This is a genomic window from Bacillus sp. FSL K6-1145 (assembly GCF_038003425.1).
Lineage (GTDB): Bacteria > Bacillota > Bacilli > Bacillales > Bacillaceae > Bacillus > Bacillus pumilus.
In genome coordinates this window covers 1,732,430-1,748,397 of the sequence record NZ_JBBOPC010000001.1, presented here as the reverse complement: position 1 = coordinate 1,748,397, position 15,968 = coordinate 1,732,430, and the positions used below count along the sequence as shown (strand labels likewise).

Below are 15,968 nucleotides of genomic sequence, written 5' to 3'. Positions count from 1 at the left end.
AAGGGCTAAAATAAAGATCATTTTAGCCCTTTGTCAACAATCTGGGTTTAATTCATTTGAACCTGCTGCGGATCTAATTGCTTAGACAGCTTTCTAAACGACAAATACATGGCAACGCGCCAAGGTACAATCATGCCAAAGGCAAGTATCCAAAACATTCCGCTTAGAGAGCCATAATCAATAGAAGAACTCAGGATCGTCTTCATCCCGATACGAAGAACAAGAAGTCCAATGAGAATAAATACAAATGCTTTTGACCGCTTTAAGTAAATCTCGTTCCCTCTAATTTCAAACTTCGATGTTTTGATTAAAAAGATGGAGAAAAACATCCCCACTGTGATCGCTTCAAGAAATTCAGCCCCAGTTACCTGAAACATTGGAACAAAAAACATCAAAGCTCCAGTGCTCATGAAAATAGGAGGTAATATAATTTTTTTCGCGGTTGCCGGTTTCGCAGATGACTTAATGCGAATAAACATGACGGCTACCGCCATACATATTGCAATTATAGAAGAGATTAAGACCATCATATCAAATCATTCCTTTATTCTTTAAGGTCAGCCTATGTATAATATACTCCAATTGACGAAAAAAAACCATTCGCCGCGACTGTAGAAAACGATTTCAAAAGCCTGTAAATCCGCCAAACAAGGATGAGAACATGATGATAATCCATGTGAGAAGATCAAAGAACAGCAATATCCCTACCACAATCATAATGATCCCGCCAATTTTCATGATGAGCTGCTGACGCTTTCTGATCCACGCCATTTTCGTAATGAAAAAGGAGAGGACAAAAAATGGAACGCCAAATCCAAATACATACGCCATCATATAAGGCACAGCCGACTCAGGATTGTTACTCGCCAGTGCGATAACAGCAGATAAAATAGGTCCTGTACAAGGTGTCCAACCAGCGGCAAAGCCCATTCCAATGAGAATCGATCCAAAAAAACCAGCAGGTCGGTTTTTGAACTGCATTCTCTTTTCGCCCATGAGGAAAGAAGGCTGAAATACACCAAGCGTCATAAAACCAAAGAAAATAATGAGGATAGCTCCAACCTGGCGAATCGCTTGATGGTAATCATCAAAAAACTTCCCAACAAACGATGTCCCAAAGCCTATCGCAATAAAGATAATAGAGAAACCAATTAAAAAGAATAAGGTATGAAGCAGACTTCTTCTTCTCAGCATCACCTTCTCAGATTTCACTTCATCCATACTAACGCCCGTAATATAAGATAAAAACGCTGGATAAAGCGGCAGACAGCACGGTGAGATAAAAGAAAGGAATCCTGCTCCGAAAGCTAAAAAGTAATTCAAATCTGTCAAAAGAACACCCCCTTCTTACAATATACAATAAGAGATGACAAAATCATTTCATTTTTTTTACATCCTCTCAATAAAGATGGTCTATTCTCTTAAAACCTTATATAATTTAATTTGACATCGAGATAACGAATCCTTTAAATTTGAAAATAAACCTGAAAATGGATATAATAGAATCGATTCTTTTTATCAAGATTTGCATGAAAGGAACATGACTTTGGTAAAAACATCATTATTAACTCAAATCGAAGAAAAAAGAGAAGAGCTGATGAAAGTTGTGATGCACAATGGGATGACATCAACAGTGACCATCGAACATAGCCAGCAGCTAGATCACCTCCTCTTACAATATCAACGACACTTACACTCAAACTCAGCCAACTAATCATATCTCATGATATTTATCATGCTGCACGATTTTTAGAACAGTTGATATGTGTGACCATAAACGAAACAAAAACCTCTGATAACAGGGGTTTTTGTTTTTTTACAGGAAGCTGACGCCAAAATAAAAACCACCTTCCCTGCTTCATTTAGGCAAGTACAGTGGTTTTAAAGCGTCTGATGAAGGTGAATTCAATAAAGAAAGGACAACGCTTGTCCATTCTTTATAACCATGTTCCATCTATGATCATAATATCGTACGTATTATTTCGCTTGGTTGTTCATGGCTTTCATCATTTGATTGATTTTCTTCTGGGACGGTTTCATGCCCATTTGCATCATCATCATTCGAAGCATTTGTTCATTAATTGGTGGATTCTTTTTCAAGTAGCTCATCATATACTTACGAGCAATAAAGAATCCGAGTGCAACTCCTGCAAGCAGTGCAACAACGCCTACAAGGATGACAACCCATAAATCCATAATTCTTCCTCCTTCATGTTGTCTCGTATAAAGTGTACTAAACAAAAGGCTATTATACAACATTTCACGTTCAATTTTATTTTTTTAAACAAAATTCCTCACTTTTACCGGATTGAGCCACCCGTGCTTCTTTGAACCGAAGTCCATCGCAAGGAAGCAAGGACTAATTTTTCTCAGCACTTCAAAAAACACTGCTTCTGCTTCATAACTACCGGTGGCAGACATTTGGATATAACGATCTTTTATGATAAATGCAGCCGTTCCTTTTCCATTAGGTAAGGAAGCGCTGTATATCGAGCCAATTTGTGTATAGTGAACGTTCGTTAAGTTGTTCATTAATCGCTGATGCATATGAAAAGCAGGGATTCGTTTCGTCACGTAATCCACTTGTTTCACAAGCATCACCAATTCATCTTCCGTGCGGTTCGTCCAGTGTAACGACTCAAACAAATGAAACAAAATTGATTCTCTGCCAAAATAATGATGCGCAAATTCATCCTCAATCCAATAAATATAATAATGGCGTTCCATGTCTATCCCTTCCTTTCACATTTCGTCAATCTCGTATATTGCTTGTATTATACAAAAATGTGAAAGAAAGAATTGTCTATATATGAAGCAAGAAGAAACTAGTTTTGTCAAAAAAACAAGAAAAAAGAAAAAAGTTTGCAGAGCGGATGAAAATGCTCTGCAAACAGATGAAAAAAAGCATGATGCTTGGAGACTTCGTTATTTGTTCAGCTTCGCTTTCACACGGCTGACGACATTGCTGACCGTGAAGCCGTATTTCTCAATAATGGTTTCACCAGGTGCAGAAGCGCCAAATTTATCAATGGCAATTACGTCACCATCAAGACCAGTGTAACGCTCCCAGCCAAGTGAAGCCCCCATTTCAATCGCAATACGAGCCCGCACTGCTGTAGGAAGGACTGATTCTTTGTATTCGTCTGACTGCTGATCGAAACGATCCCATGCAGGAAGACTGACAACAGACGCGCGGATTCCTTCTTTTTCAAGTGCTTTTTGCGCTTCAATCGCTAAACCGACTTCAGATCCAGATGCGAGTAGAAGTGCTTCTGGCTGCGCATCAGCAGCTTCAACGACGACGTATCCACCCTTTTCTACTCCCTCATACGCCTTCTCAGGTGCTTGGTCAATCGTTGGAAGGTTTTGACGAGTCAGAACTAGTGCTGTCGGTTTATCCGTTGAAGACACAGCAAGTTTCCACGCTGCAGCTGTTTCGTTTCCATCCGCAGGGCGAATGACAGAAAGGTTCGGCATCGCACGTAATGAAGCAAGCTGTTCAACCGGCTCATGCGTCGGACCATCTTCACCAACAGCGATACTGTCATGAGTAAAGACATAAGTGACTGGAAGTCCCATTAAGGCAGCAAGACGAATCGCTGGTCTTAAGTAATCTGAGAAAACAAAGAACGTTCCGCCGAATACACGAAGGCCGCCGTGAAGCGCCATACCGTTTAACGCGGCACCCATTGCAAATTCTCTGACGCCGAACCAAATGTTCTTACCAGCATAATGATCTTTACCAAAATCGTCTGTGTTTTTAATCGTTGTTTTGTTTGAACCTGCAAGGTCAGCAGACCCGCCAATGAAGAAAGGTACTTGCTTCGCAATGCCATTTAATACTTCGCCTGAAGAAGCGCGGGAGGCAAGACTTGAACCTGCTTCATAAACAGGAACCTCTTGATCCCAATTCTCAGGAAGCTTTCCTTCAATCGCAAGCTGCAATTGAGCTGCAAGCTCAGGGTATTCTTTTTCATATTGCGCAAATAATTCATTCCAAGCTGCTTCTTTTTTCTGACCAGCGTCTTTTACAGCTTCTTTGAAATGATCGTACACTTCAGAAGGTACATGGAAATCTTCTTCAAACGTCCAAGAGTAAGCTTCCTTCGTCAGCTTGGCTTCGTCGCTGCCAAGTGGTGCACCATGCACACCAGAAGTTCCTGCACGGTTTGGCGATCCGAAACCAATTGTTGTTTTCACTTCAATCAGTGTAGGTCTGTCTGTGCTTTGTTTTGCCTTTTCGATAGCAGCCGTCACTTCTTCAATGTTGTTGCCGTCTTTCACATAAAGAACTTCCCAGTTCATCGCTTCAAAACGATTCTTCACATTTTCAGAGAATGAACGATCTAGGTCGCCATCTAAAGAAATATCATTTGAATCATAAAGGACAATTAAACGGCCTAAGCCTAAATGACCAGCAAGGGAAGCAGCTTCAGAGGAAATTCCCTCCATTAAGTCTCCATCTCCGCAAATGCTGTATGTATAGTGATCTACAACATTAAAGTTGTCTTTGTTATACGTTTCCGCAAGATGTCTTTCTGCAAGTGCCATACCAACTGCCATGGCAATCCCCTGTCCTAAAGGACCTGTTGTAGCATCGACGCCATCTGTATGTCCAAATTCAGGATGTCCAGGTGTTTTGCTACCCCATTGGCGGAATTGTTTTAGATCATCGATGCTCAAGTTGTATCCGCTTAAATGAAGCATGCTATATAGAAGCATAGAACCATGTCCCGCAGATAATACAAAACGGTCTCTGTTAAACCAATTTGGGTTTTGCGGACTTACGTTTAAGTGATTCGTCCATAAAGCGTATGCCATTGGCGCAGCACCCATCGGCATTCCAGGGTGGCCGGAATTCGCTTTTTCAATTGCGTCTATGGAGAGAGTACGTATTGTTGCAATAGATTTCAATTCAATCGTTTCCATATAAATCCCCTTCCGTATCTTGTGTACACCATTATCATAAATCTACTGTCCTTTTTTCACAACTATTTCACGCTGAAAAAGAGTGATTTTGTCACATTTAGTTTATCGATCACCTAAAAAGTTATGCAAATATGAAAAAAGATGAGAATATCCTTCCCATCTTTTCAAAATTCAAGAAACCGAAAACTTAATGAAGGTTTTGATCTCTTTCTCTTTTTAATTTTTCTGGTGTGACATCGTTTCCTTCAGGGTCAACGATTTTCACGGTTTTAAGTGTATTTTTCATAGAAGAACGAAAAGCTTTTAAATACTCTTCTCTTAATTGCTTTTGTTCTGTTTTTTCAGCGTCTGACAAACCGGTCTCTTTTGACTTTTTTGAAAGCTCATTGATTCTTGCAAGCTGATTTTTAGAAATCATGACTAACTCCTTTAAAGCATTTTCTCTACATACTACTAAATATCAATCATTTTGACAACAAATCAAGCTTTAGGTGGTCAGACCTTTTTCATATTCTTGATACCTTCTATGGACCGTTGCTTTTGAAATGTCGAAACCTAGTGCCTGAAGAGTTGCTGCGATTTCTACGAAGGTCATGTTATTTTTTCTTAATCGAACAATTTCTGAAATCGGCACTTCAATACGCTCACGACCAGGCGCATGATCCTGCTGTTTTAAATTCAGTTCGGGCTGATACCCTCGTTCAACGGCTCTTCTCATTCCCCGCTTGATTTTCAGGTTATGAATTTTTCGTTGATACTCTTCAACGACTCCTACGATCTCAATCACCATTTCATCTGCTTCTGAAAGCTCAAGTTCGCCTCTATGAAACGTACTGTACACCTTCACATTCTCTTTAAAAAGACAATGAAGAAGCGCAATTTTTGCTTGTCCTCTTCCGAGACGTGTTTCATCCTGGATAAGAACAGCATCAATTGACTCTTCTTTTAGTGTAGCTAGCATATCAAACACACCATCGCGATCTAGATCATACCCGCTTGCTTTTTCTTTAATGACTTTAACCACATTCATCTTGTGCATAGCAGCTAAAGCTAGCAATTCTTCTTCTTGTCTCTTCAGTGAGGTTTCCTGCTCTTCTTTGACAGTGCTTACTCTCGCATAGATGATTGCATTCATGTCTTCAATCGACCTTTCTACTGTACTGTTGCAAGTTGATATACGACTGGATGCTCTTTTTTGACTGGTATGACAAGGATGTCACCAGGCTGGATTTCTGTTGAAGCAAGATCGTTGTGCTGAGTGACCCAGTCAATAAACGCATTTTTATCGATTGATTTGCTGTCGTTTACTTGATCAGCTAACCCCCAAAGAGTATCCCCTGATTGAACTTCTATTTTAACATACTGATTTGGATCATTATGGCTTGTGACTGCAATAAGTGAGAGAAATATGCCAACGATGAATGAGAATACCCCAATAAAAATAATAGATTCTTTTAACCTCATAATGTCATCTCTCCTAATAGAATGTGTGTTCGTTCTTCTGACACTTATTATAAATACGAACAAACGTTTCTGTCAAACGTTTTTTTCGAACCTATGTTTGTACTGTTAGGAAAAACATGCTATAATTTCTTTAAAATTGACGTTTTGAGGTGCAAAAGATGACGAAGCTATCAAAAAGACAACTCGATATCCTGACATTCATCAAAGAAGAAGTAAAAAGCAAGGGCTATCCCCCATCCGTTCGTGAAATTGGAGAAGCTGTCGGTCTAGCATCCAGTTCAACGGTTCATGGACATTTAGCTAGACTAGAAACGAAGGGCTTAATTAGAAGAGACCCGACAAAACCTAGAGCGATCGAAGTACTAGATGAAGAGGAAATGAATATTCCAAAGAGTGCTGTAATGAACGTACCAGTCATCGGAAAAGTAACAGCAGGCCTGCCTATTACGGCTGTTGAGAATGTAGAAGAGTACTTCCCTCTTCCAGAGACTTTTGCAGCACCAGATGAACAAGTATTTATGCTTGAAATTATGGGAGAAAGTATGATTGACGCAGGAATTTTGGACAAGGACTATGTCATTGTGCGTCAGCAAAGCACTGCTAACAATGGAGATATTGTCGTCGCCATGACAGAGGAAGATGAAGCGACAGTGAAACGTTTCTATAAAGAAGATACACACTTTAGATTACAGCCAGAAAATCCATCTATGGAACCGATTATTTTACAGAATGTAAGTATACTAGGTAAAGTGATTGGCGTCTTTAGAAATATTCACTAAAAAAAGCCGGTATTTCATCAGTTAATGATGAGAACCGGCTTTTTTTTTATGAACAAGAATAGGCAAGAATACTCGAGCTTGGGAAGGAACCAAATGTAAAGTTCGGCCAAATAAAGCCAGTTGTTCTCCCGAAAGGCTGTGAAGATAGAACATACATTAAAAATACTTGACCGTTTCTCATAAACACAATCGTCCACCTTCTATTACATCCCGCGGCAAATTGAACCGATTGCTGACCTCCACCTGTTTGCCCTGAAATAAGTGACTGCATGCTTTGAGGCTGTGATAATGCTTGCTGATATTGCGAAACGATATGCTGTGGTGGGGCTGGCGGGGCTGATCCACTAGATCCGGGCCCAGTGCCTCCTCCTCCGATTGGAAACCCTGGAAATCCTCCAACTTGAGAAGGGAGCGACGGCCAACCTTGCATCTGCCTATCATATGAGTACCCATTCCACATACCTTCATACGGATAATACATATTCAACACCACTTTCTTAGACATTCATCACGATAGTATATGTCATAAATGAAAAAGCGTGTTGAACGTCCAAACAGAAACTTTTCCAAAAAACGTTTTGTTCTTCTTTAGAACGGTTAAATAGTAGATATAAAGAAAAAATAAAAAAATGAAAACTTTTTGCCACCCTCAAACGTTATATATATAGAAAGAAAAGAAATAAAAAACATTTCAATTTAATGCTTGTAATATCACTGTAATTATTGTAACATTTGTAACATAAGAAGTTTTCATTGAGAAAAGGAGGCAATCGCCTTGAAAAAATTATTCGTTTTATTAACTGCTATTATGCTTATGATCTCATTACAATCTACAACATTGGCCGCTTCTAAAAAACCAGCCACTTTGACAAATAAAGAAGCGTTACATATTGCCCTTGATGCACGGGAACACTTTTGGAGTGCGATGTCAGGCTACAAAATTAATGAACATTCTGATTACAAATTAAAATCATTTAGCTATAAAGACATGACTTACAACTATCTTTCTAAAACATTTGATACAAAGAAAAAACTAAACAGCTACCTATCTCAAGTTTTCACAAAAGAAGCCATCAATCAAGGTTTAAAAGACTACCAGTTCATTGTTCATAAAGGCAAAATGGCTGTTCCAGTCGGCGACGGAGACAATATGCTTAATTGGGATAAAGCGACACCTAAACTTGTCTCTAAAAAACAAACAGTCCGCACATATGAATTCACTGTCCCAACACTTGATGGACGCAAAGTACAAAGAACGGTTACGTTCGAAAAAGGACAAAAAGATTGGAAAGTCACTAAAATTGACGCTGTTATCTAAATAAAAACCAGGCCATTCAATCGGCCTGGTTTTTATATTGAAGTAAATTCAGTCATGCGGTCTAAGGCGTGAGCAAGTGATGATGCCGTGCGAAATTCATTAAAAGGAAGCCCGAGCTGCACAGCGGTTTGGGCAATTTCTGGTCTGATTCCTGAAATAGTTGTCTCTACTCCAATTAACCGAAGTGATGTGACAAGATCAAAGATTTGATGAGCCACCATTGTATCAATAATGACAACGCCCGATAAATCAATACATAAATGCTGTACACCTTTTTGTGAGCACTGTTTCAGCGTATTTTCTAAAATAATCTTCGCTCTCGCTGTATCAATATCACCTACTAACGGCAATAACGCAATATAACTTTTTAAGACAATGACAGGTGAGCTCAGCTCGTAAATCATGTCTCTTTGTGCCACGAGCTTCCTCGTTGTATTTTTCACATATTGCTGGATGAACATATGAATAGAAATATTAAACGCCTCTGAAATTAAATCATACCAATAAAAAATTCGGTCAATATCAATTTCATCTTGACGCTGTTTAATAAATTCTTTTAAGTAATGAAGGACCACTCTTTGATTGGACATGTATTCTCTCACAACATAATCTAATGGTGTGTTTAAATGCTTTGGGTCACTGGCTAAGTCTTCAGACCACTTTTTAAACTCAGTATGTAAATACGTCTTGTCTTCAATAAGAGCACGTATAAAATGCTGGTAATAATCTTGATTTTGCCGTTTTAGCTCTGATATGATGCTGGAATCTGTTGAACGATATATTGATTCTGGATCATCATCTTCAATTGAATCATACCAAGTTTCAGTCAGTTTCTCTGCATGTTGCATGAAATAATCGTATAATGCACGGTTCTTATCCATAAGCATATGTCCCTTCACATTTTCTTCTTGTCTGTCTTTGTACCTTATAGGATCCATTGTACCACTGAATCTTTTGCCCCTGCTAGCTCCAATACGCTCTGATCATCATCAAAAAAGGCACCTACTCACAGGCGCCTCTCTTTTAGTTTTATTTCACAATAAATAAAATTCTTTTCCCATCAGGATACCCGCTCATCTGGTGTCCGACCCATGAGCCCGCTCCCCTATTATCAGACGGACTGACATATTGAACACTCGCCCCTTTTCCTCCTTCAAGACAAACTGCCATCGGCCACTCATCTCGGTCGAATCCAGGCTTAGTCGGAATTCCTTTTAATGATTCTTGCCTGCGGGCATCTGCTCCATTTCGGTCTATCGTACACACATCTGAATGCCCTTTTCGAATGGCTTCTTGAATATGACTGCCTGTTTCAGGGTACCGTTCCTTTGGAAATTGAATAACATGATCATATCGATCCGCACCTTTTGCCGCATGTTCCTCCCCAAATCCACCTAGCAGCGTGCCCATCCATATCACAAAGCATAAGGCGACAGCAGTAATCCAGCCTCTTCTCATTTTCAAAAATGCGTGACCTCCTCATTTTTCTCAAGTAGAATCTTGACTTAAAGGAAATGTGTCATTTTAATGTATGAGTTGTTCACGAATGACATGTGAAAAAAATGAAGAGGCTGAAAACTCAATGAATCTTTCAAGCATAGACAGATAGACACTTGTATCCACATAAAAAAGCTTGTCCCCTATGAAGGAAACAAGCTTTATGTTCTAGCTTTTATTGCGCTTTTGCATAGTTGATAAATTCAACAAAGGCGGCTGTCGCTTTTGGACCGCCATTAATCGTTCCGTTTGAATACCCTGCGTTATGAACCCCAACGATTTGCTGATTTTGATCTAGCATCGCTGAGCCTGAATTTCCGCTAAATGTATCAATCGTATAGTATGCGAGATTCGTATCTTCTCTTGTCACAGGACCTGACATCTCCCACTGCGACACCTTGCCAGTCGATCTCATTTTATCACCTGGATATCCAGAAATTTTAATCGTTGTCCCAGTTAAGTTTGTCACCTGACGGATGGAACGATAACCGACTGTATTGCCAATGTTCGTATCTGTTTTGATCACGGCAAAATCATATTGGCTCGCACCTGTATTGATATATCCGCTTGGTACATAGAACTCTGTCATATTTGCTGACCCATTTACCGCAGTGCTATCATTCATCCCTGGATACACCGATCCTTTTGCACTATAACTTCTCGATGCTGTATTGTACACGCAGTGTCCGTTTGTCAAAATTTTGTTAGGGGCAATGAGTGTCCCCGTGCAGCTGGAGCCGCCAAATGTAATATAAGCAATTGAATTATATGGTGCTACTCTTGTATTTGCTACTTTTGTTCTACCATCGTCTCCAATGACGACTTTAGTTTGAAAGTCTTTTACATATTTTGATAGTGGTTTTACTTTTTCACCAACAGTTGAAGATAGATCATCCACTTTATCAAAGGATGAGGGGGATTTCGTATCATTGTGGAAATCACTTGAAGAGATCACCTTTCCATCAGAAGTCACCATGTCATAATCAGATGTTAGTACTGAATCCGATGCGGCATGGGCAAAACTAGGCACACTTAAAGCACCAAAAACGAGTAGAGAAGGGAGTAACATTTTCACCTTTTTCATCATATTCCTCCTTTATGTCCTATATCAAAAATGATACGATTGTTCCATATTGGAGTAAATGAGAGAATATTCTTATTTTTTACAAAATATTTCATTTTCAAATTAGGTGTTTTGTATCTTTCAAACTTTCATTCTATCGATCTCACCTCTCTTGATGAAACAGAAAAAACCGCCTAATTGGCGGTCTTCCCTCTTGTCAGCTCCATACATCTTTTACATATCTATTATTATTCGCAAGGGTTGTCAGCCAATTTTCAGCTGCTTCCTTCGAGCATTGTTTCTCGTGTTGATAGAGGTCGATCAGTGTAGCCTCTACATCTGGTGCCATGACTTTTCCGTCCCCGCACACGTAAAGATACGCACCTTGGTCAAGTAACTTGATTAACATGCCGCCGTCTTCTTTCAACAAATGCTGGACATATACTTTTTGCTCTTTGTGACGAGAATAAGCCCGGTGGATGTGGACAACTCCTTTTTGCGCTGCAAGCTGCATTTCTTCAAAATACAGATCATCTTCATGAGGGTGACGGCAGCCAAAATATAGGTGAGCTTCGCCTAGTGGCTTGCCTTCCTTCTGCCATACTTCTCTTGCCTGAACAAACCCTCTAAATGGAGCGATTCCTGTACCCGGTCCGATCATGATCATCGGAACTTCAGATGAAGGCGGCAGCTGGAATCCTGCCTGCGCTTCGTGGAGGAAGCAGGCGACTTCTTCTCCTTCCTGCAGACCGCATAAATAGTTTGATGCGACTCCGGCATATTCTCCGCGGCCGCTCCACGCTTTCCCTTTCACAACCGCCACTGTGATACTGACTCTTTTTTCATCGACCTTTGGTGAGCTAGAAATAGAATAATAGCGCGGCTTCAAACCTGGTAAAAGTGCTAAAAAGTGCACAAATGACAGCTCACATGCTTCATATTGATCTAGTAAGTCAAGCATGGTTACTCGTTTCTTTAAAATAGCTTCTTGATACGCTTCACCAGCCATTTGCTCAAGCTCCACGCGGTGAGGCGGACAAACTGTATATGCGGCGAGCTCTCTTAGCTGCGTACGTGTTGCAGGCTCTTGAAGCTCAACATGCGACGCAAGTAATTCTCTCATTTGAATCGGCTGATCTAAAGGTAAATGATTTGCTTTTTTCTCAGAAGAAAGCTTGATGTGCTGCTTAGGATCTAGATTGAAGCGATTAATCACCCGCTGAACGAGTGCATCACTATTTTTCGGAACAATTCCGATATGATCCCCTTCTTTGTACTTTTTCCCTTCAGGCAATTGCAGCTCTATATGTCTTGTTTGCCGCTCACTTTTTTCAGATTGTAATTCTTCATTTTTCAGTACAACAGCTGAAAAGGCACCATATGTTTTCGCCACAGGACGTTCTACTAGCTCATTGGTATAAGCAACTGATAGCTTTGGGTTTTCTTTACCTTTTTCTTGGAAGGTGAGCTTAAATTCTTTTGCGAGCTGCTTGAAGACCGTTTTCTGAAATGCTTCTTTATCCTCATCCATATCTCCGCCTGCATCACCTTCTCCTAAATCAGCTGCACGCTTCGCACCTTTTCTTTCAAGTGCTTCATCAATGAGACGAGGAATACGCTGGTACGTACTCGCCCAATTTCGATCTCCGCATCCAAACACAGCAAACGTCACGTTTGTTAAATCCTGCTCTTTATCCTGCGTGACCCAATCCACAAATTTTTTCGCATGGTCAGGCGGATGTCCATTATATGAAGCGGTCACGATGAAGACTGCACCCTTATCTGGTAATTGACGTGTATAGTCATCAAGCGGAGCAGTGGTCACATCAAACCCTTTTGCTTTTCCTTCTTCAGCCAATTCGTTTGCGATTTGCTGCGCCGTGCCAAGATTTGATCCATATAAAACAAGCAGTGGTGTACCATGACTCTCCACTTTTGACTCATCAGTTTTTGTGCTTTTTTTCGTCTCTTCTTTCGGTGGTACCATAAAGAGTTGCTGCTTTCTTGGCCGCACTTTGATTTTAAAATCGTTTGGCTTAATCGTCAGAGATTCTTTTAAATCAAGTTCATATGATGTGTGATCAATCAATTCCAGGTTGTGCAGGACCATTGCCAGCACCATTGTGGCTTCATGAAGGGCGAATTGCATGCCGATACATGCACGCTGTCCATTCCCAAAAGGCTTGTAGGCATGCTGAGGGATCTTTTCAGGGTGTAGAAACCGCTCTGGTTTAAATGCTTCCGCATCCTCTCCCCATACCGCTTGATCGCGATGTAACTTAGGTAGCAGCACGGAGACACTTTGGTTCTTTTTAATCGAATATTTCCCTCCGATGACGGTGTCCTCTTTCGCATAAAAAGAGAACGTAGGCGCTGTTGGCCAGAGGCGAAGAGATTCATTTAAAACCATACGTGTGTAATTTAGTTTTTGTACCTGCTTAAATGTTGGCAGTCCGCCTTGCAGCACATCATCTGCTTCTTGGACAGCTTTCTTTAATTTTTCAGGATTCTTTAATAAGAAATAAATCGCAAAGGATAGTAGCCCGCTTGTTGTTTCGTGCCCAGCTATTAAGAAGGTAATGATTTGATAGCGAATATTTTCATCTGACAGGCGCTCTCCTGTTTCAGGGTCCTTTGCATGCAGCATGAGGGACAGTAAATCATCGCCCGTTTTATCTTGTTTTTTCCGTTCTTGAATAATGTCATCTACTAATTGCTTCATAAAATCGACATTTTCTTCAAATTTTTTTCTTCTTTTGATCATTAGCTTATCTGCAACCGGCAACCGGCTCGCCTGATCCATCGCTTCGCTTAAACCATTCACCATACTTTCGATGAATGGATGCTGATTTTCTTTATAAAAACTGTTAAACCTGAAATCAAAACCACAAAGTCCGATCGTATCTAAAGTAAGCTTTGTCATATCCTCTGCTACTTCAATTTCTTCATCACGGCCTGTTCTTTGCCATTTTTGTACAAGCTGTGTGGCAATATCGAGCATCATTTCATGATAGCCCTTCATGGCCTGCTGACTAAACGCCGGCATCAAGATGTGGTGAGCCTTTCTCCAGTTCGGTTCTTCTGTCCAGCTCGTAAATAACCCATCCCCTGCAAATGCTCTTACTTTATTGAGACTAGTCCCAATGTATTTATCAAAACGGCTCTCATCACATATTTCTTGGAAAAGTTCATGATTAGAAACAAAAATACTTGTTGCTTTTGAAAATTCAAACTGAAAGATCGGTCCTAATTCATCTGCCAGCCGCCAAAAGGTTTGAGAAAGCTCCCCCTTTTTGATATGGGGAATATTTTTAAAAGGTCCGTATGTTTTTGGTTTTGGAATGATTGATGTTTGTTGCATGTGCCCACTCCTTTTCATTCATTCATTCATTAAGATGCGACGCTGATAGCGCGCCATAAACTTTGCTCAATGTCCTCTAGAAATTCAATCGTTGGCTCTATTTCTTCTGCAAGAATTTGTTTATGCAGCTGTACAAAGGCACCAAATACAATCGATAAAATGGTTCTACCTGAAAGATTTGGATGAATCCCATCCTTTTTTCCTTCTTCAAAGATAAGGAATAGCTCATGTAACAAATGCTGCATTTTCTCTTTGCTCGTCTCGTCTAAGTAATGGGATCGTTTATCAATTTCTAAGAAATATAGCCCGCTTGGATTCTCCTTTGTAAATAAAACCAAGCAATAAAATACATGCTTAAAGTACGCCCGAATACTCGCCTTTGGATCTGGACTGTTTGTGTTCATTTTTTCGATAAATGCAGAAAGGCTGCGCTGGTACAAAATATTGACGAGTGCCTCTTTACTGTCGAAATAACGGTAAATGGTTCCCGCTCCGACGTTTGCTCTTTTTGAAATCATTGGCATCGTGGTCCCATCAAAGCCCCGTTCAATAAATAAGTCTAGTGAAGCCTTCATGATCTGTTCTTGTTTATCAGTCACTGCTTGCACTTCATCCCCTCCTCGCCACAGGAATGAACGTTCATTCCGCAAACGGTATATTATATTAATATTTTAATTTGTTCTATATACACTTAAACACATTTATTTTTTTCCGTCATCACATTTTCTGAAAATAATAATAATTGAGAAATGATGCCTAGTCAGACAGCATCCAAACGACTTATAAACATTGACGGATATGTGTCATGCGGGTGACCTCCGCACTATACCTTCATTCTTGGTCAATCGGAGAGTGAATGTAGTCGTCATATGTATCAATATATAAGCTGCCATTACTTGAACGGACTGCGTATACAATGTCCTTTAAGGAGAGCTGCCTTTTCTTAAGCTCTTCATCTATCCACTCCACTGTTAATTGATTTTCTTGAATGTTTTTCAAAATGAGCTTTCCGTCCATGATCACTTCAATAGGCATGTAGCCCTCTGCCTTCATATACAATTGAAGATCCTTTCGAGTGACATTTTCAAACGAAGGATATTTTTTCACTGACATATGTCCATCTGTTTCAATTATGGCAAATTCAACTTCGCTAATATCAAAAATGTCTTTTTCTCTGAGCTGCTGATTTAAATAATCAAGGGTATATCTCATTCCCTTCATATTCTCTTCAAGAATTTTGCCATTTTGTATGACAAGGGTTGGTTTACCGGCCATAAATCCTCTCAATTTCCGGCTCCTTAAAGCAATGAGCGAAATCACATAAATGATCATGACAAGCGTGACAAAGGAAATCGTCGTGTGATGAAACGGAAGCGTTGTATTAAACGCGAGACTCGCCGCAATTGAACCTAAGCTAATGGCTGCTATAAAATCAAAAATATTCATTTGCGCTATGGTTTGCTTTCCAAGAAGACGTGCTCCGCCAAATAAAATCGCAAAAGCAAACATCGTTCGTAAAATGACTTCAATATGGTCAGGCATGTAAGGGTCCACCTT

At 40.1% G+C, this 15,968-nt stretch carries 18 protein-coding genes; 3 read left to right on the top strand and 15 right to left on the bottom strand.

Going from position 1 to position 15,968, the window contains the following annotated elements; translation table 11 throughout:
- Nucleotides 1-47 precede the first annotated feature (47 nt).
- Complete coding sequence (locus MHH41_RS08700) at nucleotides 48-530, bottom strand: CcdC family protein (RefSeq protein ID WP_034619875.1); 483 nt, start codon at nucleotides 528-530, stop codon at nucleotides 48-50.
- 94 nt (nucleotides 531-624) lie between these two features.
- On the bottom strand, nucleotides 625-1,332 hold the full coding sequence (locus MHH41_RS08695) for a cytochrome c biogenesis CcdA family protein (RefSeq protein ID WP_003211967.1): 708 nt from the start codon (nucleotides 1,330-1,332) through the stop codon (nucleotides 625-627).
- 208 nt (nucleotides 1,333-1,540) lie between these two features.
- On the opposite strand from MHH41_RS08695, the gene MHH41_RS08690 reads away from it, so the two are divergent.
- A complete protein-coding gene (locus MHH41_RS08690; RefSeq protein ID WP_371475009.1) occupies nucleotides 1,541-1,714 on the top strand; it encodes an aspartyl-phosphate phosphatase Spo0E family protein in 174 nt (57 codons plus the stop codon).
- A 263-nt stretch (nucleotides 1,715-1,977) separates the two neighbouring features.
- On the opposite strand, the gene MHH41_RS08685 is transcribed toward MHH41_RS08690, so the two are convergent.
- The 6 genes from MHH41_RS08685 to yneA all read right to left on the bottom strand — a co-directional run bounded on the left by MHH41_RS08685 (nucleotide 1,978) and on the right by yneA (nucleotide 6,393).
- Nucleotides 1,978-2,196 carry a YneF family protein gene (locus tag MHH41_RS08685; protein ID WP_003212379.1) on the bottom strand — a complete coding sequence of 73 codons (219 nt, stop codon included), beginning with the start codon at nucleotides 2,194-2,196 and terminating at the stop codon, nucleotides 1,978-1,980.
- Nucleotides 2,197-2,280: 84 nt separating this feature from the next.
- The gene (gene sirA, locus MHH41_RS08680) at nucleotides 2,281-2,727 is read right to left on the bottom strand and encodes a sporulation inhibitor of replication protein SirA (RefSeq protein WP_050944900.1); all 447 of its coding nucleotides are present in this window, start codon (nucleotides 2,725-2,727) and stop codon (nucleotides 2,281-2,283) included.
- A 198-nt stretch (nucleotides 2,728-2,925) separates the two neighbouring features.
- Nucleotides 2,926-4,929 carry a transketolase gene (tkt, locus tag MHH41_RS08675; protein WP_050944901.1) on the bottom strand — a complete coding sequence of 668 codons (2,004 nt, stop codon included), beginning with the start codon at nucleotides 4,927-4,929 and terminating at the stop codon, nucleotides 2,926-2,928.
- Between the two features lie 187 nt (nucleotides 4,930-5,116).
- Nucleotides 5,117-5,347, bottom strand: a complete 231-nt coding sequence (locus tag MHH41_RS08670) for a DUF896 domain-containing protein (protein ID WP_003211509.1) — start codon at nucleotides 5,345-5,347, stop codon at nucleotides 5,117-5,119.
- Nucleotides 5,348-5,416: 69 nt separating this feature from the next.
- Nucleotides 5,417-6,064, bottom strand: coding sequence for a YneB family resolvase-like protein (locus tag MHH41_RS08665; protein ID WP_050944902.1), 648 nt, complete (start codon nucleotides 6,062-6,064; stop codon nucleotides 5,417-5,419).
- A 17-nt stretch (nucleotides 6,065-6,081) separates the two neighbouring features.
- Nucleotides 6,082-6,393, bottom strand: coding sequence for a cell division suppressor protein YneA (gene yneA, locus MHH41_RS08660; RefSeq protein ID WP_003211955.1), 312 nt, complete (start codon nucleotides 6,391-6,393; stop codon nucleotides 6,082-6,084).
- A gap of 158 nt (nucleotides 6,394-6,551) precedes the next feature.
- On the opposite strand from yneA, the gene lexA reads away from it, so the two are divergent.
- Nucleotides 6,552-7,172 carry a transcriptional repressor LexA gene (lexA, locus tag MHH41_RS08655; protein ID WP_003212311.1) on the top strand — a complete coding sequence of 207 codons (621 nt, stop codon included), beginning with the start codon at nucleotides 6,552-6,554 and terminating at the stop codon, nucleotides 7,170-7,172.
- A gap of 46 nt (nucleotides 7,173-7,218) precedes the next feature.
- Here lexA and MHH41_RS08650 read toward each other — a convergent pair whose 3' ends face one another.
- Entirely contained in the window at nucleotides 7,219-7,653 is a 435-nt protein-coding gene (locus tag MHH41_RS08650) for a hypothetical protein (protein WP_003212431.1), read from the bottom strand.
- A gap of 294 nt (nucleotides 7,654-7,947) precedes the next feature.
- Between MHH41_RS08650 and MHH41_RS08645 the strand changes: the two genes are divergently transcribed.
- The gene (locus MHH41_RS08645; RefSeq protein ID WP_003211360.1) at nucleotides 7,948-8,490 is read left to right on the top strand and encodes an IseA DL-endopeptidase inhibitor family protein; all 543 of its coding nucleotides are present in this window, start codon (nucleotides 7,948-7,950) and stop codon (nucleotides 8,488-8,490) included.
- 32 nt (nucleotides 8,491-8,522) lie between these two features.
- Here the strand turns inward: MHH41_RS08645 and MHH41_RS08640 are convergent, their stop codons facing one another.
- The 6 genes from MHH41_RS08640 to MHH41_RS08615 form a co-directional block, all read right to left on the bottom strand.
- Entirely contained in the window at nucleotides 8,523-9,371 is an 849-nt protein-coding gene (locus MHH41_RS08640) for an STAS domain-containing protein (RefSeq protein ID WP_050945459.1), read from the bottom strand.
- Nucleotides 9,372-9,519: 148 nt separating this feature from the next.
- Nucleotides 9,520-9,900 carry a NucA/NucB deoxyribonuclease domain-containing protein gene (locus MHH41_RS08635; protein ID WP_223251181.1) on the bottom strand — a complete coding sequence of 127 codons (381 nt, stop codon included), beginning with the start codon at nucleotides 9,898-9,900 and terminating at the stop codon, nucleotides 9,520-9,522.
- A 262-nt stretch (nucleotides 9,901-10,162) separates the two neighbouring features.
- Entirely contained in the window at nucleotides 10,163-11,071 is a 909-nt protein-coding gene (locus tag MHH41_RS08630; RefSeq protein ID WP_003212025.1) for a trypsin-like serine peptidase, read from the bottom strand.
- Nucleotides 11,072-11,267: 196 nt separating this feature from the next.
- Entirely contained in the window at nucleotides 11,268-14,411 is a 3,144-nt protein-coding gene (locus MHH41_RS08625; RefSeq protein ID WP_050944903.1) for a bifunctional cytochrome P450/NADPH--P450 reductase, read from the bottom strand.
- 29 nt (nucleotides 14,412-14,440) lie between these two features.
- Nucleotides 14,441-14,986, bottom strand: coding sequence for a TetR/AcrR family transcriptional regulator (locus MHH41_RS08620; RefSeq protein WP_050945461.1), 546 nt, complete (start codon nucleotides 14,984-14,986; stop codon nucleotides 14,441-14,443).
- 256 nt (nucleotides 14,987-15,242) lie between these two features.
- Nucleotides 15,243-15,953, bottom strand: coding sequence for a DUF421 domain-containing protein (locus MHH41_RS08615; RefSeq protein WP_050944904.1), 711 nt, complete (start codon nucleotides 15,951-15,953; stop codon nucleotides 15,243-15,245).
- Nucleotides 15,954-15,968: the final 15 nt, after the last annotated feature.